Origin of the sequence: Nostoc sp. KVJ3 (genome assembly GCF_026127265.1) — a bacterium.
Lineage (GTDB): Bacteria > Cyanobacteriota > Cyanobacteriia > Cyanobacteriales > Nostocaceae > Nostoc.
The window spans coordinates 3,913,733-3,937,887 of sequence record NZ_WWFG01000001.1 but is presented as its reverse complement, the minus strand read 5'-3'; the positions used below and the strand labels follow the sequence as shown (position 1 = coordinate 3,937,887).

At 41.2% G+C, this 24,155-nt stretch carries 23 protein-coding genes, 1 tRNA gene and 1 pseudogene; 15 read left to right on the top strand and 10 right to left on the bottom strand.

Features of this window, described 5'->3' with window-relative positions; genetic code table 11:
* Positions 1-130 precede the first annotated feature (130 nt).
* On the bottom strand, positions 131-577 hold the full coding sequence (locus GTQ43_RS15865; protein WP_265273549.1) for a hypothetical protein: 447 nt from the start codon (positions 575-577) through the stop codon (positions 131-133).
* Between the two features lie 75 nt (positions 578-652).
* Positions 653-1,561, bottom strand: a complete 909-nt coding sequence (locus GTQ43_RS15860; RefSeq protein ID WP_265273548.1) for a polysaccharide deacetylase family protein — start codon at positions 1,559-1,561, stop codon at positions 653-655.
* 1,734 nt (positions 1,562-3,295) lie between these two features.
* Between GTQ43_RS15860 and lepB the strand changes: the two genes are divergently transcribed.
* Entirely contained in the window at positions 3,296-3,868 is a 573-nt protein-coding gene (gene lepB, locus GTQ43_RS15855) for a signal peptidase I (RefSeq protein WP_265273547.1), read from the top strand.
* 163 nt (positions 3,869-4,031) lie between these two features.
* Here lepB and GTQ43_RS15850 read toward each other — a convergent pair whose 3' ends face one another.
* Together GTQ43_RS15850 and GTQ43_RS15845 are read right to left on the bottom strand one after the other, a co-directional pair.
* Positions 4,032-4,565 carry a ComEA family DNA-binding protein gene (locus GTQ43_RS15850; protein WP_265273546.1) on the bottom strand — a complete coding sequence of 178 codons (534 nt, stop codon included), beginning with the start codon at positions 4,563-4,565 and terminating at the stop codon, positions 4,032-4,034.
* Positions 4,566-4,579: 14 nt separating this feature from the next.
* Positions 4,580-4,954, bottom strand: coding sequence for an NINE protein (locus tag GTQ43_RS15845; RefSeq protein ID WP_265273544.1), 375 nt, complete (start codon positions 4,952-4,954; stop codon positions 4,580-4,582).
* 189 nt (positions 4,955-5,143) lie between these two features.
* Here GTQ43_RS15845 and GTQ43_RS15840 point away from each other — a divergent pair, with 189 nt between their 5' ends.
* Positions 5,144-6,076, top strand: a complete 933-nt coding sequence (locus tag GTQ43_RS15840; RefSeq protein WP_265273543.1) for a DnaJ domain-containing protein — start codon at positions 5,144-5,146, stop codon at positions 6,074-6,076.
* A gap of 126 nt (positions 6,077-6,202) precedes the next feature.
* On the top strand, positions 6,203-6,526 hold the full coding sequence (locus GTQ43_RS15835; RefSeq protein WP_012410226.1) for a DUF1825 family protein: 324 nt from the start codon (positions 6,203-6,205) through the stop codon (positions 6,524-6,526).
* A 57-nt stretch (positions 6,527-6,583) separates the two neighbouring features.
* Here the strand turns inward: GTQ43_RS15835 and GTQ43_RS15830 are convergent, their stop codons facing one another.
* Entirely contained in the window at positions 6,584-8,509 is a 1,926-nt protein-coding gene (locus GTQ43_RS15830; RefSeq protein ID WP_265273542.1) for a transglycosylase domain-containing protein, read from the bottom strand.
* Positions 8,510-8,682: 173 nt separating this feature from the next.
* Here GTQ43_RS15830 and tyrS point away from each other — a divergent pair, with 173 nt between their 5' ends.
* From tyrS to gmk, 5 genes are all read left to right on the top strand, one after another.
* A complete protein-coding gene (tyrS, locus tag GTQ43_RS15825; RefSeq protein WP_265273783.1) occupies positions 8,683-9,870 on the top strand; it encodes a tyrosine--tRNA ligase in 1,188 nt (395 codons plus the stop codon).
* Between the two features lie 21 nt (positions 9,871-9,891).
* Positions 9,892-10,623 (top strand): orotidine-5'-phosphate decarboxylase, encoded by a 732-nt coding sequence (pyrF, locus tag GTQ43_RS15820; RefSeq protein WP_265273541.1) that lies wholly within the window; start codon positions 9,892-9,894, stop codon positions 10,621-10,623.
* Positions 10,620-11,330: a hypothetical protein gene (locus tag GTQ43_RS15815; protein ID WP_265273540.1), complete on the top strand. Its 711-nt coding sequence runs from the start codon at positions 10,620-10,622 to the stop codon at positions 11,328-11,330. The genes pyrF and GTQ43_RS15815 overlap by 4 nt, the downstream gene beginning before the upstream one ends.
* A gap of 449 nt (positions 11,331-11,779) precedes the next feature.
* Positions 11,780-12,046 carry an extracellular matrix/biofilm regulator RemA gene (gene remA, locus GTQ43_RS15810; protein WP_012410221.1) on the top strand — a complete coding sequence of 89 codons (267 nt, stop codon included), beginning with the start codon at positions 11,780-11,782 and terminating at the stop codon, positions 12,044-12,046.
* 297 nt (positions 12,047-12,343) lie between these two features.
* Positions 12,344-12,943, top strand: coding sequence for a guanylate kinase (gene gmk / locus GTQ43_RS15805; RefSeq protein WP_265273538.1), 600 nt, complete (start codon positions 12,344-12,346; stop codon positions 12,941-12,943).
* 78 nt (positions 12,944-13,021) lie between these two features.
* On the opposite strand, the gene GTQ43_RS15800 is transcribed toward gmk, so the two are convergent.
* The 3 genes and pseudogenes from GTQ43_RS15800 to GTQ43_RS15790 all read right to left on the bottom strand — a co-directional run bounded on the left by GTQ43_RS15800 (position 13,022) and on the right by GTQ43_RS15790 (position 14,619).
* Entirely contained in the window at positions 13,022-13,543 is a 522-nt protein-coding gene (locus tag GTQ43_RS15800) for a photosystem I reaction center protein subunit XI (RefSeq protein ID WP_265273537.1), read from the bottom strand.
* Positions 13,544-13,936: 393 nt separating this feature from the next.
* On the bottom strand, positions 13,937-14,086 hold the full coding sequence (gene psaJ / locus GTQ43_RS15795) for a photosystem I reaction center subunit IX (protein ID WP_094339707.1): 150 nt from the start codon (positions 14,084-14,086) through the stop codon (positions 13,937-13,939).
* Between the two features lie 39 nt (positions 14,087-14,125).
* A pseudogene (locus GTQ43_RS15790) lies at positions 14,126-14,619 on the bottom strand (Photosystem I reaction center subunit III).
* Positions 14,620-14,928: 309 nt separating this feature from the next.
* On the opposite strand from GTQ43_RS15790, the gene tsaD reads away from it, so the two are divergent.
* Positions 14,929-15,978: a tRNA (adenosine(37)-N6)-threonylcarbamoyltransferase complex transferase subunit TsaD gene (gene tsaD / locus GTQ43_RS15785; RefSeq protein ID WP_265273534.1), complete on the top strand. Its 1,050-nt coding sequence runs from the start codon at positions 14,929-14,931 to the stop codon at positions 15,976-15,978.
* A gap of 55 nt (positions 15,979-16,033) precedes the next feature.
* Here the strand turns inward: tsaD and GTQ43_RS15780 are convergent, their stop codons facing one another.
* Together GTQ43_RS15780 and GTQ43_RS15775 are read right to left on the bottom strand one after the other, a co-directional pair.
* Positions 16,034-16,945 (bottom strand): alpha/beta fold hydrolase, encoded by a 912-nt coding sequence (locus tag GTQ43_RS15780; RefSeq protein ID WP_265273533.1) that lies wholly within the window; start codon positions 16,943-16,945, stop codon positions 16,034-16,036.
* Positions 16,946-17,078: 133 nt separating this feature from the next.
* Positions 17,079-17,798, bottom strand: coding sequence for a hypothetical protein (locus tag GTQ43_RS15775; RefSeq protein WP_012410214.1), 720 nt, complete (start codon positions 17,796-17,798; stop codon positions 17,079-17,081).
* A 531-nt stretch (positions 17,799-18,329) separates the two neighbouring features.
* Between GTQ43_RS15775 and GTQ43_RS15770 the strand changes: the two genes are divergently transcribed.
* The 6 genes from GTQ43_RS15770 (at position 18,330) to GTQ43_RS15745 (ending at position 24,125) form a co-directional block, all read left to right on the top strand.
* On the top strand, positions 18,330-18,878 hold the full coding sequence (locus GTQ43_RS15770; protein ID WP_265273531.1) for a GNAT family N-acetyltransferase: 549 nt from the start codon (positions 18,330-18,332) through the stop codon (positions 18,876-18,878).
* 299 nt (positions 18,879-19,177) lie between these two features.
* A tRNA-Pro gene (locus GTQ43_RS15765) sits at positions 19,178-19,251 on the top strand.
* A gap of 577 nt (positions 19,252-19,828) precedes the next feature.
* Positions 19,829-20,629, top strand: coding sequence for a Tic22 family protein (locus tag GTQ43_RS15760; RefSeq protein ID WP_265273530.1), 801 nt, complete (start codon positions 19,829-19,831; stop codon positions 20,627-20,629).
* A gap of 25 nt (positions 20,630-20,654) precedes the next feature.
* Positions 20,655-21,545 (top strand): peptide chain release factor N(5)-glutamine methyltransferase, encoded by an 891-nt coding sequence (gene prmC / locus GTQ43_RS15755; RefSeq protein ID WP_265273529.1) that lies wholly within the window; start codon positions 20,655-20,657, stop codon positions 21,543-21,545.
* A gap of 528 nt (positions 21,546-22,073) precedes the next feature.
* Positions 22,074-22,244 (top strand): hypothetical protein, encoded by a 171-nt coding sequence (locus tag GTQ43_RS15750; RefSeq protein ID WP_265273527.1) that lies wholly within the window; start codon positions 22,074-22,076, stop codon positions 22,242-22,244.
* Between the two features lie 519 nt (positions 22,245-22,763).
* Positions 22,764-24,125: an aminotransferase class I/II-fold pyridoxal phosphate-dependent enzyme gene (locus GTQ43_RS15745; RefSeq protein WP_265273526.1), complete on the top strand. Its 1,362-nt coding sequence runs from the start codon at positions 22,764-22,766 to the stop codon at positions 24,123-24,125.
* Positions 24,126-24,155: the final 30 nt, after the last annotated feature.

Genomic DNA, 24,155 nt, shown 5'->3' with positions numbered 1-24,155 from the left:
TTGAAAAAATCTAAGTTATCGCGTAGCGTAACGCACCTAGAATCTGAAGTGGTGCGTTACGCCAAAGGCTAATGCACCCTACGTATATTTCAAAAATCAAATATGAGTCCTACATTTATAGTTTAGGAATTTATGAACCCCAGCGAAAGACCTTTCTCATCATAAATATAGCTATACTTGCACCTATTGCCCCTAACATACCCAGAATTAATAATCTCAAATCAATTTGAGGAAAATTAATAATTACTTTAAGTATTGCATAATGAAAATCAATAATTAATTTAAGTATTTCGTTTTGATTTTTAAATGAATCTTTATTAAGAATAATAAACCCGATTAATAGACCTTCATACCCTCCGATAGCACCAATTAATAGTCTAAATATTTCAATGAAAAAATTGGTTTTCCTTGTGATAAGTAGAGTAGCTATTCCAGCAAATGCTCCTCCAAAAAAAGGTAGCCCAAATATTATTGCGAGAAGTATTAATGACTCTCGATTGCTTGGTGGTTCAGGAAAAGGTGATCCAAAAAATATTGTGGGAAGTATTGATAATGTTATATCGTCTCGTTCCCACATATCTCAATTATTCATGATAATGAATTTTAGTTTTTAGCCAATTAGTATTAATTGATTAACTATAATTAATAATTATTACTTTTTCTTAGCAAGCAGCTTTTTATCTGCATCTTCCATTTCTAAAAGTTCTGGAATAGTCACAAAGCGATAGCCTTGTTTTCTAAAATTGCTAATAATTTCTGGTAAAGCTTGTACAGTTCTTGAACGGTTTCCACCACCATCATGCATTAGTACAATACCACCAGGTTTGGAATCTTTAATTACGTTATCGATCAACTTTGGTACAGGTGGTAATTTGTAGTCTGTGGAGTCAGCCGACCACATGATTACAGCATACTTCTGTCCTTTCGCATAAGCAGATAATCCATTGTGCAGCATACCACCAGGCGGTCGGAACAGATTTGTTTTAGCACCTGTAATTTGATAAATTAGGTCTGTTGTGCGGTCAATTTCATAAGCTGCCGCTTCTTGATTAAAGAAGTGATACCAGTGATGCCAAGTATGGTTAGCAATGACGTGACCTTGAGTTACAATTTTCTTTCCTATTTCTGGAAAATTTTTTAGATTCTGCCCAACAACAAAAAACGTTCCTTTGATATTATTTGATTTCAGAATATCTAATACTTGCTCTGTAGTTTCAGGCCAAGGGCCATCATCAAAAGTTAGAGCAATCACTTTTTGACCCTGAGTAAGTTTTGCCTCTTCAATTATGGCTCCTTGAAAACGTGTCGGCACAGCATAGGCTAAACCCTTTGTTTGTGCTTCTTGTTGCCAACTTGTAAGCATTGCTGCTTTTAATTTCTCAATGCGCTGCTGAGTTCCTACGTTTGCAGCTACATCTTTGATATCTATATTTTGTCTAATCTGAGCTTCCGAAGCATTTGGCCTTAGAAGCATCATAAAAGCAAGGCTAAAAACACCACCTAAAGCAAGCAGTGCAATTAATATTCCTTCTGGCCACAAAAACGACTTATTGTTTTCCACCTCATAGCTCCTTCAAATATCGAACCATCAACCCCGGTTATGACGGTACGTTATAGCACATTTTTTAGATATCTTAGATACCCGTTACTTTCTGGTAATCTTGAAAATTGGAATTGGGGCTAACGAAGATTTACCATTGAAAAGATAGACTATACCGCTTTAACTGAATCTACATACTTTAGATTTGGATGAGCGCTTACACAATACTTAGTACTGTTTAATATCCAACCCATTCATCAAAGGCAAAGTCTGTACTTCCAAATTCTTAACGCTAGCTCCAAGAAGGAGCAAAATTAGATAATTAACCACACCCCAACATCCTCTTAAATAGGAATTCTGAATTAGTTTCTGTCTTTCATTTCACCGCTAAGGCAACACGATCATTTCAAGTTTTATAGCTTTATAAATAAGATCGAGCTAGACTGTTGCGCCTAGAATTTGCAGTTTTCGCAAGCTGAAATTTTTATCTTCAGACCTTCTGACAGCAAAATTGTAAGTTATACAACTTTGTGAATTATTTGATTAACATCCAAAACTACTTACAAGGGAAGGGGTATCTTTCAAAAAAGAGTATAGGAAACTATTAGTTCTATTCTTGATAAGATATATTCTACTGCCTGCTGCCATTACTTCCTTTTTAAGAAAAAGTTAAGTTTTCGACTCACAGAATATTACCTTGCACTTTCTATTAAACAGACCAGACGAAAATTGATTAAATATAGTTTCTCGTTGCCAAGGGGCACTTATGCGTTAATCTAGATACTTTTGACTCATTTAGCAAAAATAATTTTATCGGCAGTTTAGTCCTATTTTTAATGCTGATACTTTTAGCCTAAATTGCTAGTGACTTTTGTCTGTTAATCTTGTTCTCGATAATCTAGGAGATATATATCTTATTAATAGTACAATCTAATATGTAGTGTCACCGTGTAATTACGTAAAAAACTGAATACATATAGGCAAGTTTTTTAAATCAATATTGAGTCCTATGTGGCATTTATGCTATTGAACTATTAAATTCTACACGTAAGTGCAAAATGTTTTTTCTATATACCTTGATAAAGCTAAGATTTTGTATTTAAAAGTACATTTAAATAGCAATGACTTTTATGTAATATCACTTAACAATGCAATCAAAATATATTTTCCTTCAGCCGATATCAAATCTGCTCAATGATCCATAATAAAACTACCCCACCCGCACTATTGGGAACCTTACGATGCTTTGGCGAGGGGTAAGGCGAGAACTATGGGCAATTTACTGCACATCATATCAGCCTATACCGAAGAAAGGAGGAAGTAGAACTGAAAATTATCCAATAACTTGCCTTATAATTGCAACAATTAGAATTAGGATTCTTAATTATCCAGGAATCTTAATGATTTACTTGTATTGCCTAAGACATATCATAGTTTATTTACAGTACTTTTACTTGTGTTTAGTAGACGTATTAACTGTATTATTTAATATCTGTATGGGTTGATGCAAGACCTAAATTGTTTATAAGTATAAGTAAGTAGGCGAGAAAAAATCAAGGTATATTAAGGAATGTAAATTAAATTGGAATTAGCTTGTAGTGAACGCGAACAGCGTCTCGTAGAGAGGGCTTGATCTCTCAAATTAGGGCTGAAGCCCTCACTACAAACCTTTAATTATTTACGGCGCTCTACTTACCTTTTGAGTCAAAATAATCAAGGTATTTGTCCCACTTCTGAAACTGGCTACAAATTTTTATGATTCCTCACGAAAGTGATGTCAAAGAAGAACATGCGTCGTTAAAAGTATTGCGTAGTTGGCAAGAAAATCTGATTTTAGTTGCGATCGCATTATTTTTAGCACTTCTGATCAGGACTTTTATTGCCGAACCCCGCTATATCCCTTCTGATTCGATGCTGCCAACCTTGCATACTGGCGATCGCTTGGTAGTTGAAAAAATATCCTACCATTTTCATCCTCCCACAACTGGGGATATTATTGTTTTTCAGCCACCCGCAGAACTACAACGTCGGGGATATCCCAAAGACCAAGCTTTCATCAAGCGAGTTATTGGTCAGCCTGGTGAGGTAATTAGTGTTGCTTCTGGCAAAGTCTACCTCAACGGTCAACCCTTGGCAGAAGACTACATCGCTGAACCCCCAAATCAGCCATATCCACCAGTGAAAGTTCCAGAAGACGAATTTTTTGTCATGGGAGATAACCGCAACGATAGTAATGACTCTCGCTATTGGGGCTTTTTACCCCAAAAAAATGTCATCGGTAGGGCAACATTTCGCTTTTGGCCTCTCGATCGCATTGGGTTTATTTAAATAGTTTGGAGTTTGGAGTTTGGAGTTTGGAGTTGAGTCTAATAGAGACCTAACCTCCAACCCTTTCCCTACAGGGGAAGGGGAGTAAGATTCAAAGCCTCTCTCGTTTTAGGAGAGAGGTCAAAGTGTATTGCATACAAATAAGAAGCCCTACACTTTAAACTTAAAACGTTAAATAATACATGATCTGAGCGATCGCATCACCAGTTAACTCTAACCGTCGTTGAAAATCAGCCAAGTTGTGGTAAAGTCCCCCTGATTGCCGATTTTGCACCACCGCTTGCGCCAAAGACAAATCGATAAATGGGATTTGTGCTAACTTTTCAACTGTTGCTGTATTTGGATTGACTAACTGTATTGGACTTTCTAGAGATTCGTGGTCATAGTAAATAAAATTTAGCAGAGGCTTTAATGGTTCCAGGCGCGGCGCGGGCATACCCAAAGCCGCAGCAATATCTTCAATACAGTAAAATTTAACACCAGAACGCGAAAGTTCCACAAGCGATCGCGCTTGGTGAATTGACAAACCTGGTAAACGTAACCAATCATCTACAGTCGCTTGATTAGCATCAATGCGAATACCTAATTTTGCTGCTATCTGAATTTCTTCCCCAGATTGGAGGCGATAGTAGGGATCGTTGAGGAGTTTGGCGCGGAGTTTTTGCAGCCTGGAGTTTAAAGGTAGCCAGTTATTCATAATTGTTGCTTACCTCAAGAAATCTGGTCTAGCAATTGGCGGCGCTTTTGCTCAAACTCATACTCTGAAATCAGTCCATCTTGACGCAAAGCATCTAATTCTCGCATTGCCTCAGCGATCGCTCCAACCTGATTACTTAACTTTTGTGAGTTCTTTGTTGCTGACTTGCCAAGATTAAAATTACGGTCAAAAGCTTCTTCGTCTTGGGCTAAATACCAAACTCCCTCAATGGCACTAGCTACCTTGGGGATGGGTGTCCAGGAAAGCAACACATACAAAACACCCCACAACGGCTGTCCCAGATAGAATTTATGTAATCCTGAAATTGTCAGCGTGCCAGAAAAAGCTAAAACAGCTGCAATACTTCGGCTTTTGCGCTTAGTCAACATATTTCTAATAAATTTACCAATACCACAGTTCCGACAATCAGACAGTCAACTATCCTGTCTTGCCCTTCAGACTTTTAGATGGGAAGTCCTATGTACAATTTAGTATTTGAAGAAATTTGAGTAAGTTTCACATGACTGTGCATTGAGCTTTGATGCTAATTTTAAGTTTTTAACAGCTTTATTACTACTATGTCACAGACCTTACTACCGTCGGGATGGGTTGAAAAGCTTTGCGATCCTTACGCTGTGCTAGGAATTTCTGTGATTGCTGACGATCGCCAGATTTTCAAACGCTATCACACTTTAGCGAAACTGCTACATCCCGATCGCCATGCCAAAAACTGTGATTCAGACCAAAAATTAGCAACGGCAATATTTAGCCATTTAATCAATCCAGCTTATGCACAACTGAAAAATCGCCAGAAGCGCTTGATTGCGATCGCTATGCTGCGATCAGATGCAAGAGTTTTGGAGCATAAACGTTTGTCTTTTCAAAGTGCGATCGCTCAGGAAATGATGGAAATGCCTACATCTGGAGCAGAATTGTTTTATGAAGAAGCGATCGCTTGCTATGCAGAAGCTCAATACAAATCACTAGATCAGTTTTATCAGGTGACACAACAAATTAATATACTGAATTTAGTATACTTACGGTTGCATAAACCAGACCTATTCCTACTACAAAAAGCTGTTCCCATCATTCCGAAGATAGAAGTCAAGCCAGTTGAATTGACATTATCTGAACAAACGGATGTCAAACCAGTTTTGACAAACTACGCTCAACGTCACTACCAGCGAGCTATTGAGTATGTCAGGCTAGCCAAATGGCCCCTCGCTGTGCAAGAACTACGCGATGCCATCAAGTTAGACCCAAATAACAGTGATTATTATGCCTTATTAGGTTTAGTACATTTCAAACAAAAATTTATCGGTATGGCTAGGGTTTACATCTGTCAAGCATTAAAACTGAACCCGCAAAATTCACTAGCCTTAAAATACGCTTCTGGACTGAAAATTAAACCGGGTGAAAATACCAATCCTAAATCAATGGCTAAAGCTATGAGTATTGCCGCTTTATTAAGTCGTTTTACACAGGGGAAAGGCCCTCAAGTCAAGTGTTGAAATTTCGGTAACAAACCGTACTAAAAGCGAAGCTTCGTCACTAGATTACTCACCTAGACTAAAATAATAAATAGAAGTAAAACTATTAAGCTACTGAGTCTAGACGCTCAGTTTAATATAAGCAATATGGGATTCTTCGATTCTGAGATAGTTCAGCAAGAAGCAAAACAACTCTTTGAGGATTATCAAGCGCTAATCAAGCTTGGTAACAACTACGGCAAATTTGACCGCGATGGTAAAAAGCTGTTTATTGAGCAAATGGAAGCCATGATGGATCGGTATCGCATCTTTATGAAGCGCTTCGAGCTATCAGAAGATTTCATGGCCCAAATGACTGTAGAACAACTGAAAACGCAATTAGGTCAGTTCGGTGTCACTCCCCAACAAATGTTTGACCAAATGCACCTCACTTTAGAACGGATGAAAGCCGAGCTAGAAAAACAAGCTTAGTTAATTTTAGATTTTGAATTTTGGATTAGCAATTAATCCAAAATCTAAAACCTAAAATTATTGTGACTTGGGGCGAGTAAACTGGGAAGGTGGCTTAAAGTTTTCTACTGGTACATTCTTAAGTGCCTTCTCCATAAAATCTTTCCAAATAGGAGCGACCAAAACACCACCTGTTGCATGATCGGCTAATTGTCTGTTGTCGTCTCTGCCTACCCAGACAGCAGCTGTTAATTGTGGTACAGTACCAACAAACCAAATATCCTTTTCTGATGATGTTGTTCCCGTCTTCCCGGCGGCTGGACGGCCTATAGCAGCACCTTTACCAGTACCTTCAGAAATTACCGATCGCATCACATCGAGAATTGCTGCTGATGCCCAAGGATCGAGAACTAACTGGGGCTTAGGAGTATTATCTAGTAACACGTTACCACTACTATCAGTGACACGAGCAATTACAGTTGGTGGCGACTGCCAACCATAATTTGCAAAGGTTGCATAAGCACTAGCCATTTCTAATGGTGTGACACCAATTGCACCAAGAGGTAAAGAAGTAACAGGTTCCATCGGACTCGTAATGCCCAAAGTCCGGCAAGTTTCGATCACCCTATTCATCCCCACAGCCTTACCAATCTTGATTACGGGAATGTTGCGTGACTGAGCTAAAGCCGTGCGAATCGGCATCGATCCCCTAAAAGTGTTATCGTAATTCCTGGGGGAGTACCAACCATTACCATCTCGATAGCTAACTGGAGAATCATCCACCGTCGAGTCTGGCGTATACTTACCAGTAGAGAAAGCAGTATAATATACAAAGGGCTTAAAAGAAGATCCAGGCTGGCGTTGAGCTTGAGTCGCACGATTGAATTCACTGGTCTTAGGATCGATACCGCCCACTAATGCTTTGATAAAATGCGTGCGTGGATCAACTGCTACTAGAGCCATTTGATTCTTCGCTAATCCCTGCTCTAAAAGCGTTTTATGCCACTTGGTGACAGTTTCCTCTGCCATCATTTGGAAGTTGGCATCAACTGTAGTTTGTACCCGCATCCCACCTTTGAGTAGTGCATCCCGCCCAAACTTCTTAGCCAACTCCTGCGCTACAGTATTGGTTACATAAGGTAGGGCACTACCTTGGAAGGATTTGATTTTACCAAGTTTGATTTCTTGTTTCAGGGCATCATCGTACTCCGACTGACCGATCCAGTTTAATTCCAGCATCCGCCCCAGCACTTCTTTTTGTTTCTGTTTAGCCAGTTTCATGCTCACAAAGGGGCTAAATTCTTCTGGTGCTTGGATCAAACCCGCCATCATTGCTGACTCACCCAAGCTTAAATACTCTGCTGACTTATTAAAGTAGCTGCGAGCTGCTGTTTGTACACCATAATTGTTATGACCCCAATAAACTTGATTGAGGTACATTTCTAAAATTTGGTCTTTAGTGAGAATTTGCTCTAACCGGATTGCTAGCACCGCTTCCGCTAACTTCCGGGTAAAGGCGCGCTTGTGAGTCAAAAACAGGTTTTTTACCAACTGCATAGTAACAGTAGAGCCACCCTCTTTGACTCCACCAGCTACAGCATTAACTACCACAGCCCGCCCAACGCCAACAGGGTTAATCCCGTGGTGATCGTAGAAGTGGCTATCTTCACTGGCTAATACCGCCCGTTTTAAGTTGGGAGAAATTCTATCCAGGGGTACGACTTCCCGGTTCGCTTCCCCGTGAATACTTGTTAAAAGTTTACCCTTAACGTCATAGATGTAAGTTGTTTCTGAGGGAAAAAAGTTACGTAGCTGTCTTACATCTGGCAAGTTACGGAAACTAATGGCTAAACCAACCAGTCCTCCGGCTACAATGGAACTTGCCAACATGGTAATTGAGAGGAGAGTGCCGCCAGTTACCTGACCAACTCCTTTCAAAAACTCAAAACCTGATGAAGCCCGACGTTGTGGCTGTTTATCTTCAAAAGTCCTAGAAGACGACACGGCGATTTCACTTCCTCACTTATAAATTTAACTGTAATTGATTGGACGAAGCAAGGCGGTTAATTTTTTGCAATTATAGTAGTTTGGCAGATGAGAAAGTGGATAAATTGCCAGTGAATATAACCAACTTAACTTCTAGCGTGCAAAACATAGCTAACAGTGGATTTTCTAGTATGACGCAAGATTTTGCTTGGCTGCGTCGTGGTGTTGTAGAAGTTTTTCCACAACCAGTTGATGTTAACAGTGAAAGTCTAGAAAAGCGTTTGGCAACTACAAATCAACCTTTAAGGATCAAATTGGGGATTGACCCTACTGGTACTGATATTCATCTTGGTCATAGCATACCAGTACGGAAACTGCGAGCGTTTCAAGATGCGGGCCATATAGCAGTTCTAATTATTGGCGATTTTACAGCACGTATTGGCGATCCAACTGGGAAATCTGAGGTGCGTCGTCAGCTTACTGAAGCAGATGTAGCCCAAAATGCCCAGACTTATCTTGACCAAGTACGTCCTATCTTGGATTTTGACACACCAGGAAGGTTAGAGGTGCGTTATAACTCCGAATGGCTCTCTAAGCTCAACTTAGAGAAAATTTTGGAGTTACTCTCGACGATGACGGTGGGGCAGATGTTGGCGAAAGAAGGATTTGCCGATCGCTATAAGAAAGAGAATCCGATTTTTATCCATGAGTTCCTATACCCATTAATGCAAGGTTTCGATTCTGTTGCTGTTGAAGCAGATGTGGAATTAGGAGGAACCGATCAGAAATTTAACATTGCTGTAGGCAGAGATTTGCAACGCCATTTTGGTCAAAAGCCCCAGTTTGGGATGCTGCTGCCAATTTTGATTGGCACGGATGGGGTGCAAAAAATGTCTAAGTCTTTAGGTAATTATATTGGGTTGTCAGAACATCCGGGGCAAAAATATCAGAAGTTACAAGGGGTTCCCGATAATCAGCTGGAACAGTATTTTGAACTGCTGACGGATTTACCTTTGGATAATCTGCCAGAAAATCCCCGCGATCGCCAGACACTTCTAGCTTATGAAGTTGTCAAGCAATACCACGGCGAAACAGCCGCTAAAGAAGCGAAAGAAGCAGCGCAAAGTGGTGGTAAAGAAGGTGCAGTTCCCGAATTTTCTCTAGCTGAAGTATCCCAGTTTCCCGCTAAATTAGCCTATATTCTCAATGTCACTGGCTTGTGCAAAAGTACAGGGGAAGGGAAGCGGAAAATTCAAGAAGGTGGAGTGCGTTTAGATGGCGATCGCATTACCGATGTTGATACTACTTTTGCTGATTCTGCCCAGTTACAAGGTAAGGTTTTACAAGTTGGGAAAAATAAGTTTGTGCGTTTAGTTTAAATGGGGAGTGGGGAGTAGGGAATGGGGAATAGTGAACAGGCAGAACAACGAGTTATTGTGGCTTTGGATGTGCCGGATGAACAAAGCGCGATCGCTCTGATAGATCAACTCCCGCAAGTGGTTTGGTGGAAAGTCGGCTTAGAGTTGTTTACCAGCACTGGCCCGAAAATTCTAGAAGTCCTAAAGTCTAAGGAAAAGCGCATTTTCTTAGATTTAAAGTTTGATGATATTCCCAACACCGTTGCTGGTGCTTGTCGGAGTGCAGCTAGATACGGAGTTGATTTGCTGACAATTCATGCTACTGCTGGTAGAGATGCCCTAAAAGCCGCAATTGAGGCGGCACATGAAGGGGCTGCAAAAGCAGGTTTACAACCACCAAAATTAATTGCTATTACCCTGCTGACGAGCATTTCTGCTAGACAGTTGGCTCTTGATTTAAAAATCCCTCTCGAATTACCAGAATATGCTCTAGAAATGGCGCTGCTGGCTCAAGAATGTGGTTTGGATGGGGTAGTTTGTTCGCCTCAAGAGGTTGCACAGCTACGAGAGACTTGTGGAAATGACTTTTTACTAGTTTGTCCGGGAGTACGACCAACTTGGGCAGATATTGGCGATCAAAAGCGATCGCTCACTCCGTCCCAAGCAATTATTGCTGGTGCTGATTATCTAGTGATTGGCCGTCCCATTACTACTGCAACTGAGCCGGGGTTAGCCTGGAAGAGGATTTCTGAGGAGCTAACTGCGATCGCATGAAAGCAGGAGTCAGTAAGAAGCAGGGTATAGGAAAGAAAAATCTTACCTCTTCGTTCAAGAAGAAAAATTATAGTTGGCTTTTAGCTTGTGGGTTTTGGGTTTTAGGCTCAAATAGCCTTGCTTATCCAGCCTTATCGATAAACCCCACTCCTAAACCCTCTGCACTAGCAGAAAAGGAAAATGTCAACGACGGGGTGAAGTCTTTATGTTCTGAGCAAAGTTTAGAAACATTAACTATACAGCTACTCCAAGATTTACCTAGTTATACAAATCGCGCCAGTCAACGCGCCCGTCGCCTCAGCAGAAGTAGTGATATTTTCAGTTATATGCTAGTGGCAGGAAGACCTGAGTTTACTCCTCTGCCCCTAAATCTTGAAAAATATAGTACAGATGCCTCTAAAAGCTCTGCATCAGGAGTTGAGCAAGTTTTCTTTACTACCTTGGAGCGGCAGTACATAGGAAAAAAAGCGATCGAATTGCAAGAATTCCACTGGTTGTTGTTGACTAAAACTACAACTGGCTGGCGTTTAGTGATGATGTTTACTCAAACTGCTTCCCAGTCAGCAAAGCAGCCACTATCCCCGCCACGGGATAGTAGTAATGGTGCGATCGCTCAAGGGGTTAATGCTTGGTTACGCGATTGTCAAGCGGGAAGTGTCCCACGGATGCGTACTTTGAATGGGGGACGACATCCCGCCCAGAACTGAAGTTCTGGACTGATAGCGAAAGTCCACTCAAGTGGACTGAATTGATTATTTATAGGACTTATGCACGAGTTACGAGATAAGCGCAGAGAAGCCAGTGTGTTTTGGGGATTCGTCATCCATCTGATATTTGTTTTTGCTGTGCAAAAAGATGCAATCCTCATCCCCCGCTCACAATCCCCATCTTAGGAGTACCTTGAAGATGGGGACTTCCACGAAGCGTTAAAACAAAATAAATGTACATCATCCAAATAGCTGGTATCAGTGAAATTGCGCCTATGCCTTTAGGAAGATTTTCTGGAAGTTTAGCCAATAAACAGCGAAAAAAAAGCAGAGATTATTTAAAAACGAAGGCTGGCTTGAATTTAAGCGTTGTAACTCCCGTTTTTTGGCGATAACATAGAAATAAGTTTATTTCAAGCTTCTCAAACCGCCTTTGGCATGAGTTTTTTATGGAGATTCAATTAATCAACATCGGCTTTGGTAACATTGTGTCTGCTAACCGAGTAGTTGCCATTGTTAGTCCAGAGTCTGCCCCGATTAAGCGGATTATTACGGATGCACGGGACAGAGGTCAACTTATTGATGCAACTTATGGCCGTCGGACTAGGGCTGTAATTATCACCGATTCCAGCCACGTAATTCTGTCGGCAATTCAGCCGGAAACGGTAGCAAATCGCTTTGTAATTTCCCGCGATCATCAAACTGTAGATAATTGACTAAGGAACGTGGATTAAATAAAATGCAAAACTTCATCTTGTCTCTAGCTTCCCTCTCCTTTATAAGGAGAGGGATTGAGGGTGAGGTAAGCCAGGGACATAAACTGTATGTTATTTAATTCTTATTCCTAACAGTAGATTATTCCTACTCCTCTTTGTACCGTATCGGCAATACGATCTGAATTAGATAAATTTTTCTGTAACCCTTGCTACAAATTCTTTAGTCACGAGTGGACTTGCTCAGGAACACAAGACTAATGAATAATATCTTAATTGATTGATTCATAGGTTGAGGGGATGATGCCAGTTTTACCTATCCAGAGTAGTGCTACTACCGAAGAATGTTTGCATTTAGGCAGGTTGATTGTTTTAACTGGCCCTAGTGGGGTTGGTAAAGGCACTTTAATGCGATCGCTCCTACAACGTCATCCAGAACTTTATTTTTCTGTATCCGCAACGACTCGTTCTCCCCGCCCAGGAGAAATTGATGGCAAAAATTATTACTTTATCAGCCGTACTAAGTTTGAGCAGGTACTCGCTGAAGGTGAATTTTTAGAATGGGCAGAATTTGCTGGTAACTATTACGGCACTCCCCGCGAAGCTGTACTTAACCAAATTCATTCTGGCAAGTTGGTAGTGCTAGAAATTGAACTAGAAGGCGCAAGACAAATTCGTGCTTCCTTCCCCAGCGCCCTCAGCATTTTTATTTTACCGCCTTCTTTTGATGAATTGGAGAAACGGATACGCTCTCGCGCCCAAGACTCTGAAGAAGCGATCGCTCGTCGTCTACTCCGCGCCCAAGAAGAAATTCAAGCCGCAAATGAATTTGATATTCAAATCGTTAACGACGATTTTGAAACTGCTTTAAATGAAATTGAAACGGTTTTGTTTAAATAAGTTGAAAATTAAGAGTTAAGAGTTAGAAGTTAAGAATTTTAATTCCTCACTCCTAACTCCTAACTCTTAATTTCTAAATTAACCAAATAAACCTTGAATTAGTCCCAGGTTGCTAGTCAAAAAGTAAGCAACTACTGCACCACCAATACCACCAATCAAGAAAGAACTGGCAAAGTTGTTCCAGCTTTCTTTAGAGTTAAAAGCATCTACCGGAGGGTTAGGTACGGTAACGCTAGGAAGGGCTTTAGATGGATTGCTATTGGAATACAAGGATAGACAAGCAGTGAGCAAAACAACTAAGCCGATCGCTCCCAGTAATCCAGCCAAGTTAGCGTTAGCTGTATCCCGCAGTGGGCCTAATTTGGCGAAGGGGCCAAATAGCAAGTAACCATGAGCCTGGCCAACTTCTAAACCGCGTCTGGCAGGAGACAAACCTGGGCGATAGGCAGGTAAGTTATTAATGAACCACTTGCTCAAGGGAGAAGCATTAACCGGGGTTTCAAGGTTTCCCAGTTGTGGATCGCGGAATGCAGGGAAAACAACTTCCCGATTTCTGGGATCGCTGGGGAGATTCTTTGATGCATCTACAGCTTGTGCCATATTTTATGTTCGCCTCTAAATTTAAAATGGTGGCATTTTTATATTAATAATAATTGTAGCTAAAGATGTCTTTTGGCTAAGAAGTTTAGAAAAATTAATTTAGCTAGTTTTAAAACTGTGAAACTCGCGATCTTTAAACAGGATCGCGAGTTTCAAAAAACTCTTTGTGCTGCCTATTTTGGTGAATTAATTTTGGATTTTAGATTGCGCTCACATCTAAAGTCAGGGGAGAGTCAATTAATATTAAATTTTGGATTTTGAATCTTAAATCCAAAATCCAAAATTTAAAATCTAAAATTCCGTGATAATTCTGCTTAACTAAGCTGAATATATCAACTACATAATTTTAGGAAAAACACAAGAGATTCAACTGTGCTAAATCCCATTTTCCACTTATGGCAGTGGGTGGAAAAGTAAATCGGGGAAAAAGCGGTTGAATTCAATCAAGATACCGGCTGTGATTGTCAACCAGATGGTAGCTGCCACAGGCGCTGTGGAAATAAATTTAATCAAATAAGCTGATTGATCGCCTTTGTCTGCCATGAATTTAGTCTCCAAAACAAATGAATTAGTTAACTTGATTTAGCGTGGAGAAATAGGGATTTCGGAATCCTTGGCTGCTAATTTGCCAGAGAGTAATTCTTGGACTGCTGCTGCTGGCCAAGCAAAACCTGTAGCGATTATGGGTAGTGCCAAACCAAGATCGATTTGGATTTCTTTTAGTTCAGTGTCAGATTCCTTTTTGATTGCTTGCAGATAGGCACGACCTACCCAACCAATCCAACCAGCAATATATAGGAATAGGATGCTGGGGATCAAAAAGTCACCAGCATGATCTAGACGACTATCAACAATCAAGTGAGGGTATCCTTCAGGGCCGCATAGCGCCTGAGAATAACGCTCAAACCGCTTTTTCCCAGATTCGGGATCGGCGGTCGTATTACGGGCATTAGCTGCTAGCTGTTGAAAAGCGGGATTGTCCTTACACGGTGTCAAATTAGCCCCTAAAGCTTTTGCTGGGAGGCAAAGTTGAACCAAAGACAAATCGCTAACATCAAAGCAAACAATCGTCGCATAGAGTTGTTTCCTTTTATTACAAAACAAGAAGTTCTTTGTACAAAACGAAGCGGCTTGTACAATTGTTTTTTTGCATAACTAGGAAGTCATCATACTCTTGGGTGGGAACCGAGTAAAGTTTAAGTAAATAAAAGTTAAAGCTTCTCAACCAAAATGATGTGGGGAGTCGGAAATGGGGAGCCGGGAGTTGGGAGTATCAGAATTGTTGTATTAGGGTAGTAAACAAGCAAAGTTTTGTCTGTGCGATTCAAAACTCCCAACTCTCCACTCCTTACTCTCCATTCCCTACTCCCTACTCCCTACCCTCAATGACAACCGTTTTAGCAATAGAAACCAGCTGTGATGAAACTGCCGTCGCAATTGTTAACAATCGTAAAGTTTGCAGTAGTATCGTCGCCTCGCAAATTCCAGTTCATCAACAGTATGGCGGGGTAGTGCCGGAAGTAGCGTCTCGCCAGCACTTGGAAACGATAAATGTTGCGATCGCCCAAGCCCTAGAGGAAGCCCAGTTAGACTGGGCACAAATTGACGCAATTGCCGCCACTTGTGCCCCTGGACTCGTAGGAGCGCTGTTAGTAGGGTTAACTGCTGCCAAAACCCTAGCGATGGTACACAACAAGCCATTTTTGGGAGTTCATCACCTCGAAGGTCACATTTACGCAACTTACTTGAGCGAATCAACTTTAAATCCCCCTTTCTTGAGTTTATTAGTTTCTGGCGGACATACAAGCTTGATTTTCGTCAAAGATTGTGGTAACTACGAAACACTAGGACAAACCCGTGATGATGCTGCGGGTGAAGCCTTTGATAAAGTGGCGCGATTGTTAAAGTTGGGTTATCCCGGTGGGCCAGTAATTGACAAGTTGGCACAACAGGGAAATCCCCAAGCCTTTGCCTTACCAGAAGGAAAAGTTTCTTTACCTGGCGGCGGGTTTCATCGTTATGATGCAAGTTTTAGTGGGTTAAAAACGTCTGTATTGCGTTTAGTGCAGCAATTAGAGAAAGATGGTGGACAAGTTCCAGTGGCAGATGTAGCGGCTAGCTTTCAGGAAACCGTAGCGCGATCGCTAACCAAAAGAGCGATCGCCTGTGCCTTAGACTATGGTCTAGACACAATTGCCATTGGTGGCGGTGTAGCAGCCAATAGCGGATTAAGAAAAAACCTTCAAGCCGCCGCCCTTCAACATCACCTCCGCGTCCTATTCCCCCCTTTAAAATTCTGTACCGATAACGCCGCCATGATCGGCTGTGCCGCCGCCGATCATCTATCCCGTGGTCATACATCGCCTCTCACCCTAGGCGTTGAGTCTAGGTTAGCCCTAACCCAGGTGATGAAGTTGTATTACCCCGTTGAGTAGTCATTTGTCATTAGTCATTTTTAACCACCAATGCCCAATGCCACACACCCAATAATTAATGACTAATGACTATCGACCGAATGCGATCGGCCACTTCATCCGGCTGTTCCAACATAGCCAAATGTCCGCAATTAGGAATTTCCAGAACATTGTCACCACAATATTGGAACAGTCTGTGAAAGCTAGCTAAATGCCGTACATACTTGGGTTCCATAACCTTATCCTCAGCACCAGCCAAAAAATAAACCGGCTGCTTCAGTTGGGATACTAGCTCAGGTAAACGATTGATTTCTTCCTCAGTTGTAGAATCTAACAGAGTTCCTAACGCTGCTTCTGGGTCAGCCACAACGAAATCAATCAGCCTCTGACGTGCCCAATGGCGGTCTAAAGGACGAACTACACTGGCTCTAGTAAACAGCAAATCAATTAAAGGCACTTGGGAGAGCCAACGCGGGCGGACTTGCAAAAATTTCTGACCCGCCGAGCGAAACTGCTCAAAGGCTTCTTTGAGGTAAATACCACCGCCAGCGTTGATACAGATAACTCCCTTAACACACTCAGGCATTTGATCTGCTCCCCAGAGAGCGATCGTCCCTCCCAAGGAGTGACCAATTAGCCAAGCACTGGTAATGTTCAGCTGTTTTAAGAGAGTGGCTAAATCCTGAGCATAGGCAACAGGAGTATAAAGAGAATTGATTGGTGAGCCAAGCCCACTACTGAAAATAGGCATCAGACTCAGAGAAGTTTGGGCCCCACTAAAATCAGTTTTTATCTGGGACTGCGATTCACCAAAACCCCGCAAATCATAGGAAAGGCACTGCAAATCATCTGATAGGCGGGAAATCACAGGTTGCCAATACCCACGGCTATTGAGCCAACCGTGGATAAATACTAAAGCGTGGGGGCAGGAAGTGGGAGCCGTTAGCTCGTATGCGTGTGGAACGCCCAAGATTTCAATAGTTGCCATATTTATATCGTACCCCCAAGGGTGGGTGCGACTAAATACGGAATCGAAAGAGAGTTAGGAGTAGAGACGCGATGAATCGTGTCTCTACAGGAGTTAGGAATTGTTAATTTTTAACTGATAACTCCTCACTTTTTTATTTCCCTAGCAATCTCTGTCGCACCCCTTCAGCAATTTTATGACCGAGATATTCAGGAATAAGGCTTTCATTCGGCCCCAACAAGTAGAGAATTAGCCGTGTACGTCCACGCCAAACCAATAAATTGGCATTGACTACCAGCAGGTCTTCTTGCCAGATGGCATACATCACTTTGTAGAATAATCCTGGTTGATTATCGGCTTCAATCACTAAGGCAGGGAGATGAAAGACCGGATCGACATAGAATTCAGTTTGTACCTGCTCTAAGCCAGTATCAAGATTGAATTCTACTGCCAGCATCTCTTCTACCTCAAACCGACCTCCTAAAGCCTCACGAATGGCACGACAGACATTTTCTGCGGTTTTCTCGGTCAAGGCTTTACTACCACGAGATACCAACAGTTTGATAAAAACTAACATCGGCGGACGGATCTGACCATATAGACTCAGACCGTGAATAGTCAACCCATAAGCTGCTAGTACACCAAAAATATCGCTGAGGAGAAAAGACTGGTTGCGGTAAGCAAAATGTAAAGCACTTTTGCTACCTTCCGGTTTCAGTTCAATAACAGCGCGTCTAGTTTTATAAAGACGGTAGGCTAACCGTAAATTTTGCAGTTGAATCTCACTGCTGACGAATTGCTCATAAAACTGGGGAAACGCTCGGTTAAAGCGCTTTAAGAGTTCCAGTGTCGAAGATTTTAAACCAGAAGCCATTGTTAAGGTTAAGACTCGCTTGCTTTCGTCACCTGGGGACTAGGGGCTGGGTGTTGGGTGTTGGGGATTGGGGATTAGGGAAGAATTTTCCCAAATACTCAATCTCTTGTATACAGTTCACTCCTAAGCTAACGTGCATTTAAGCTCTATACGAGCAATTGCTAGGATTTGGTTTTTCCATTTTAAATTTTGAATTTTAAGCGAGGCTTCTGACCTATCATAACTTCGGTATCCAATTGCATTGGCAAGTAAGAGACCGAAGTGAAGAGGGCGTGATTTTGAATTCTGCCTCCTGCCTCCTTCAAATCCTTACCCTTTTGGGGAATTTCTCCTAGCCTTCACAACAAAATGCTAAAGTTGGAAATGATTGGTGTGAAACACGCTTTAACTAGCTGTTACCATTGCAAATCCCGAAAACAACCGAAATAAATTTGAGTGTAAGGGGTAGTCAATGGAGTAGCTGTGTTATGCGTGAATCAACACTCCTGAGAGTGGAAACCAATTTAGTTATACTACCCGAACCACGTTGGCATGGGTTTTTGGAAAACTTGGTTTAGTACTCCTGAATCTGTAGCGACAACTAGGACAAACCCCTTTGAAGAACATATTGATGCTGCGGGCAATTCTAATCCCAGCAGCATTAACGGGGCTTCTTCAAAAGAGACTCGCATCGTCTTCAGTACGGAGCGAGACATTGACCTGTATGAGCTAGAAGAACTCTGTGATGCAGTTGGTTGGTCGCGTCGTCCTCTAAGAAAAGTGAAAAAAGCTATTGAGCATAGTTTTCTTGTCGCCTCAATGTGGCAGGTGAGAGGGAACCAAAAGCGGCTCATTGGTTTTGCCCGCGCTACCTCAGATCACGCGTTTAATGCCACTATCTGGGATGTGGTGGTTCACCCAGACTTTCAAAGTCAAGGACTGGGAAAGGCACTGATGAAATACGTTCTTAAAAAACTGAGGAGTGAAGAAATTAGTAATGTCACTCTCTTCGCCGACCCCCATGTTGTAGATTTCTACCGGACTATGGGGTTTATGGCTGACCCAGAAGGCATTAAAGGTATGTTCTGGTATCCTCACTAGCGCTCAATCAAAATAAAACCCGATTTGCACAAGAAAATCAGGTAAGATGATGAAAATCTATTATTTTGATGTGGTTTTGCTTTTTTCTGCCGACGAAGGCGCAAGTGTATATCTTGTAAAACTAAGTCGGCAAAAAACCTTTATCAATATAACAATGTAATCTATGTTGTATTTGTAAAAGATAAAAAAGATTAGGCGTAAGCTGTGTGATGTGATATGATTAGTTAAGTGCCTTGGGTAAAGCGCGATCGCTTGGATGGGAAACTAAAACCCAAACCCAAAAAGTAGATGAGCATAAACGGGATGTAGCGCAGCTTGGTAGCGCGCCTGCTTTGGGAGCAGGATGCCGCAGGTTCAAATCCTGTCATCCCGATTTAATAATTAATATGTTTAACAGCTAAGGCAATTGAAAGGGTTTCACATATAGTATGTGTAGCCAAATCATGAATTTTTATGTCGGACTGGCTGTTGAATGCTAATAGGCAAATTTCTCCATTAAGCAGTAAGATATTCCTGATGTGAGCTTTGTATAGATTTGAGAAGATATTCAAGCAAAGGCAGATGGAACGATTGATTAAGTAATAGCGTCACCCAATATTAGAGAAAGCCGATAGAATGGCATTTATCATATCCAAAGTTTGAGAGACTGAAAAGCTTCTCACTCTTGGAGAAGACATATAATAGGCATCTACAGCATTTCGTGGTAAATAGCAAAGCGAAATAGAGAACAATAGAACTTTAGCATAGTCGATTTGTGAAAACGATACTATAGCAACCCTAAATAGCTGGGGAACATTGGATTTTGACCGTTGACACTTAACACTCAACCTCAACGCTCACAACGAATTTTTCACAACTGAAATAGATTGCTATATAACTAAAGCTAGTTGGTGCTGTGCAAATCCAACCATTTGTTTAATTCAATTGGACTATTGATGCGAGGAGCAGTCATGAAATCATTTATCCGCTTGGGCGCAACACTGGGTATAGCTACCAGTGTATTTTTAACAGGGCTATCAGGAATCGGTAATCTACCAGGAATTGGCAATCTAGAGGCGATCGCGTTACCACAAGATCAGGTAGTGAAAAAGCTCCAAGAAGTACCCGTATTCACCCTTACTAATCCTAAAGGCGAATTCGTAGTTCTTTCGCGGAAAAACGAATCTAAGACGATTTCGCAAGTTGGATTTTTTATTAGCAAGCAAGATGCTCAAAAATTCCTTGACAATCGGCTCAAAAAAGAAAATCCCCAGTTAGCAAGCACCCTACAGGTAAGACCTTTGTCTTTGGCAGACTACTATAAAATAGTCCAAGAAAGCAAAAAGAAATCAGACTCTGTGATTTATACTTTAGTGCCGACGCAAGAACAGGTAGCATCGGCAACAAGTATGCTAAATCAAAATGGTCAAAAAGGGCAGCAATTCAATGGTATTCCCTTATTTGTACCCAAATTTAAGAAAGATAATAGCTATCTGACTATTCCTCTGGCAAAAGGTAACGAGCGATTCATCCCATTCTTTTTTGAAAAAGAGCAAGCAGTAGCTCTGTTAGACCAGTTTAAAAAAGCCGTGCCAAAGGAAGCAGACAACACTGAAATTCAGGTGGTGGATTTGTACGGTGTTCTAGAGGCTCTCAATAGCAGCAGCGATCCTAGTATAAATAAAATTGTTTTGTATCCATCGCGGGAGTCTATCAGTTTTATTAGATCGCTTGCGCCGAATCAATCACCAGCTGCTGCTCCGAAAAAATAAGGGGTATGCACTCCAAGGTTGAGATATGGGAGAGAAACATCTGATAGTTTCTGGTTTACAACTTTGGCAGTGGCGAAATGCAGCGATCCAAGCAGCGATCGCCACTGATGTCCCACCTATAGAGGTAGATTGGCTCCTCATAGAAGTTGCTGGATTAGATAGATTGGCACTGCGTTTGGAGTCTTTTAAAAACTGGCCGCAAATTCAACTGCAATTCCCTCTAGAAGAGTTAGAGCAGTTATGGCAGAGACGATTAAACGATCGCTTGCCAGTGCAATATATTGCCGGAGTTACACCTTGGCGTAACTTTCAAATCGTGGTGTCGAGTGCAGTATTAATTCCCAGACCAGAAACAGAGTGCTTAATTGATTTAGCTTTAGCATCTACTAGCGGTGTATCAGGACATTGGGCGGATTTGGGGACTGGGAGTGGAGCGATCGCACTGGGATTAGCAGATGTCTTGCCAAACATAACAATCCATGCTGTTGATTACAGTTTAGAAGCTTTGGCGATCGCTCAAACCAATGCCGATAATTTGGGTTATGCTGACCGAATTAAATTTTATCACGGTTCTTGGTGGGAGCCACTGACACTATTAAAAGGTCAGTTCAGTGGTATGGTATCGAATCCCCCTTACATACCCACCAGCACTTTACCTACTTTGCAACCAGAAGTAGTTAACCATGAACCACATCTAGCCTTGGATGGAGGTGGTGATGGCTTAGATTGCATTCGCCATTTGATAGAAATCTCCCCTAGTTATTTACAACCTGGTGGCGTGTGGTTAATTGAGATGATGTCAGGACAGGCGGATGCAGTGCGAAAACTTTTGCAAAATCAAGGTAGCTATTACAATATTCAAATTCATGCTGATTTAGCTGGAATTGAACGCTTCGCTCTAGCTTATAGAAGTTAGGGCGAAGCGTTCAGTTTGTCTATCTCTATCTGTTTGAGCTATTCCAATATCGCTAGAATATTATCAACTGCAAGAGAAGTTATTTTCACTATTTCCCCCATACCCGCACCCGAACAATCAGCTGCTTCCTAAACGACCTTGATTACTAAAAATTAGTGCAATCAGGTTAGAAAAATATGCCTATTGTTTTTCGTTTAAGGCATTAATCTATCCCAAGAGCAAACGTACAGTTATTAATATTATATCCGCTATTAACTAAGTATTCATAGTAGCACAAAAAATCGGCAATTCATTTAAACCAATTATGTTCTTGTTATATATTTAGGCATATTCTGCATCTATATCTACCTATATATTTCCATCTAAACATTTTGATTAACTAATTTTATTTAGGTTTTATTGATTGACAACCCCAAAAAATAATGATAATTTTAATCTTGGATTAAAAAGTAAGTTTAATCTAAATTTCCAACACATCTAAAAAGGTTTAGATATAGGTAGAGACTCTACCTGCTTTGTGAAAAATAAATGAAGTTACTAGCTCAAACAAATTGTACTGCTTTAGTTTCTGTAGATATTGGTGTGGTTAGAGAATTTGCACAACAATACCAGATTAATGATCTGCCTTCTCTGCCAGTTAAAATAATGTTTAAAGTGGAAAATTGGGTACAATATTGGCCAATTGGCACTCCTCGTTGAATTAATATTACACAGTAATCTTAAGTGCTTTATAAAACTGAGAATAGATTAATTATCTCTATTTTTATGATGCTCACACTTCAAATAAGATTGCTATGGAAAGTACTTGATGATGTTTGCTAGCTCATATTCAAAGTCAAAATAACACTGGTTTTTAGTGAGATAAGTTTTAGTAGTTTTTCTGATAGACAAGTGCTTTATAAGCTATAGCATATAGACAACATAAAAATGCTAGTAATAGAGCTTGATTCAGATAAAAATTGCTGGCTATTCTGAATAAATTTACTAAAAAGGTAGATATAGTTTTTATCAGAAAAACGCTATTAACCTCTGTGATTGACTATTTTAGACAAAACGCAAAATCCCTTTGTATTCATAAACTTTCACGCAGAGTAAGATACTTGTGTGTAGGGAATACTCATAATTTGTAATCGCATCAGGTCTATTAATTAAAAGACTTGAGTGGTTAATTTGCTTTGCTAAAAATAGAAAAATAGATGTAGGGTAGAGTTCATCATAATGTTAAGTAAACAGACTAATAAATCCCCAGAAGATGTTAAGAATATATGGGCTGCACCAGATACTAGCAGCCATGCCGAGAATTTTTCCTTCAAAGATTTTTTCCCAGCAATCGGTTCATCCTTAGCTGAACGTGTGAAACCTTGTTCTAATTGGTTGCATACGCCAAATGCTTCCATAGGTTCCAATGCCTGTATGCTGAATTATTTCCCTCGTGAGGTTGTTGGGGCGATTGAAAATCGAACTCTCATCAAAGATCCGCTCACTGGTGAAATCAGATCGATGCTGATGTTCGGATCGAATAACTATCTTGGATTGACCACCCATCCTTATGTTCGAGAAGCAGCAAAGCGAGCTATTGAAGAATTTGGTGTTGGTATGGGTGGGCCACCTCTACTCAATGGTATGAGCAGCCTCCACCGCAAACTTGAAGCCCGTATTGCCGAGTTCAAAGGTGCTGAAGATGCTCTCCTTTTTGCTAGTGGATTTCAAGCACAGTTAGGTTGGGTTAATGGCCTGTTACGCGATGATGATATTTTGATCTGCGACGAGTTAGGCCATGCCAGCCTGTATGATGCCATTAAACTGGTTTCTATGGGTTCTAGAGTTCGTGCTTTTAGCTTCAAGCATAACGACTGCAACGACCTCGAACAACGTCTGATTAAATGTCAGCAATTGGGAACACGGGAACGATTAATCTATGTGGCTGTCGAAGGTGTGTATTCGATGGATGGCGACTTAGCGCCACTCCTAACAATTCGTGAACTTTGCGATCGCTATGGGGCTATTCTTGTCGTGGATGATGCCCACGGCACTGGTGTCATGGGTAAAAAGGGCGGTGGTACTGACGAACACTTTAGTCTTAAAGGTCGAATTGATGTAACGATGGGGACTTTTAGTAAAGCATTGGGTGTTACAGGCGGGTTTATCGCTGCTAGTCGTGATGTAATCGAGTATCTACGCTTCTTTGCTCGGTCTTATATGTTCTCAGCATCTTTACCTGCTCCTGTGATTGCGGCTGTCTTGGCAGGTCTGGATATCATCGAGCGAGAGCCAGAGCGGATTAGTCAACTTCGGGTCAATAGCACTTACTTATTGCAGCAACTCCAAGAGGCAGGATTCCAAGCCAGCAGCGATTCCGCAATTATACCAGTGAGAATCCCGGCAGAAGTCGAAATTCGCACACTTGCGTGGAGATTTCACCAAGAAGGCATCTTTGTGAATTCCGTCGAGTACCCTGCTGTTCCCCTCAATGCCCAAAGACTCCGAATCAGTGTCATGGCAACCCATACACAAGAAGATTTAGACACATTTATTCACGTTTTCCAAAAATTGGATTGTGAATTAGGCATCATCCGATAAATGCCTGTAGTTTCCAAATCCATACACTAA

Bases quoted from the DNA above. Each gene is read 5' to 3' on its own strand.
- GTQ43_RS15865 (WP_265273549.1), bottom strand. From the start codon at position 577: ATGTGGGAACGAGACGATATAACATTATCAATACTTCCCACAATATTT.
- lepB (WP_265273547.1), top strand. From the start codon at position 3,296: ATGATTCCTCACGAAAGTGATGTCAAAGAAGAACATGCGTCGTTAAAA.
- GTQ43_RS15850 (WP_265273546.1), bottom strand. From the start codon at position 4,565: ATGAATAACTGGCTACCTTTAAACTCCAGGCTGCAAAAACTCCGCGCC.
- GTQ43_RS15845 (WP_265273544.1), bottom strand. From the start codon at position 4,954: ATGTTGACTAAGCGCAAAAGCCGAAGTATTGCAGCTGTTTTAGCTTTT.
- GTQ43_RS15840 (WP_265273543.1), top strand. From the start codon at position 5,144: ATGTCACAGACCTTACTACCGTCGGGATGGGTTGAAAAGCTTTGCGAT.
- GTQ43_RS15835 (WP_012410226.1), top strand. From the start codon at position 6,203: ATGGGATTCTTCGATTCTGAGATAGTTCAGCAAGAAGCAAAACAACTC.
- tyrS (WP_265273783.1), top strand. From the start codon at position 8,683: ATGACGCAAGATTTTGCTTGGCTGCGTCGTGGTGTTGTAGAAGTTTTT.
- pyrF (WP_265273541.1), top strand. From the start codon at position 9,892: ATGGGGAATAGTGAACAGGCAGAACAACGAGTTATTGTGGCTTTGGAT.
- GTQ43_RS15815 (WP_265273540.1), top strand. From the start codon at position 10,620: ATGAAAGCAGGAGTCAGTAAGAAGCAGGGTATAGGAAAGAAAAATCTT.
- remA (WP_012410221.1), top strand. From the start codon at position 11,780: ATGGAGATTCAATTAATCAACATCGGCTTTGGTAACATTGTGTCTGCT.
- gmk (WP_265273538.1), top strand. From the start codon at position 12,344: ATGATGCCAGTTTTACCTATCCAGAGTAGTGCTACTACCGAAGAATGT.
- GTQ43_RS15800 (WP_265273537.1), bottom strand. From the start codon at position 13,543: ATGGCACAAGCTGTAGATGCATCAAAGAATCTCCCCAGCGATCCCAGA.
- psaJ (WP_094339707.1), bottom strand. From the start codon at position 14,086: ATGGCAGACAAAGGCGATCAATCAGCTTATTTGATTAAATTTATTTCC.
- tsaD (WP_265273534.1), top strand. From the start codon at position 14,929: ATGACAACCGTTTTAGCAATAGAAACCAGCTGTGATGAAACTGCCGTC.
- GTQ43_RS15780 (WP_265273533.1), bottom strand. From the start codon at position 16,945: ATGGCAACTATTGAAATCTTGGGCGTTCCACACGCATACGAGCTAACG.
- GTQ43_RS15775 (WP_012410214.1), bottom strand. From the start codon at position 17,798: ATGGCTTCTGGTTTAAAATCTTCGACACTGGAACTCTTAAAGCGCTTT.
- GTQ43_RS15770 (WP_265273531.1), top strand. From the start codon at position 18,330: ATGGGTTTTTGGAAAACTTGGTTTAGTACTCCTGAATCTGTAGCGACA.
- GTQ43_RS15760 (WP_265273530.1), top strand. From the start codon at position 19,829: ATGAAATCATTTATCCGCTTGGGCGCAACACTGGGTATAGCTACCAGT.
- prmC (WP_265273529.1), top strand. From the start codon at position 20,655: ATGGGAGAGAAACATCTGATAGTTTCTGGTTTACAACTTTGGCAGTGG.
- GTQ43_RS15750 (WP_265273527.1), top strand. From the start codon at position 22,074: ATGAAGTTACTAGCTCAAACAAATTGTACTGCTTTAGTTTCTGTAGAT.
- GTQ43_RS15745 (WP_265273526.1), top strand. From the start codon at position 22,764: ATGTTAAGTAAACAGACTAATAAATCCCCAGAAGATGTTAAGAATATA.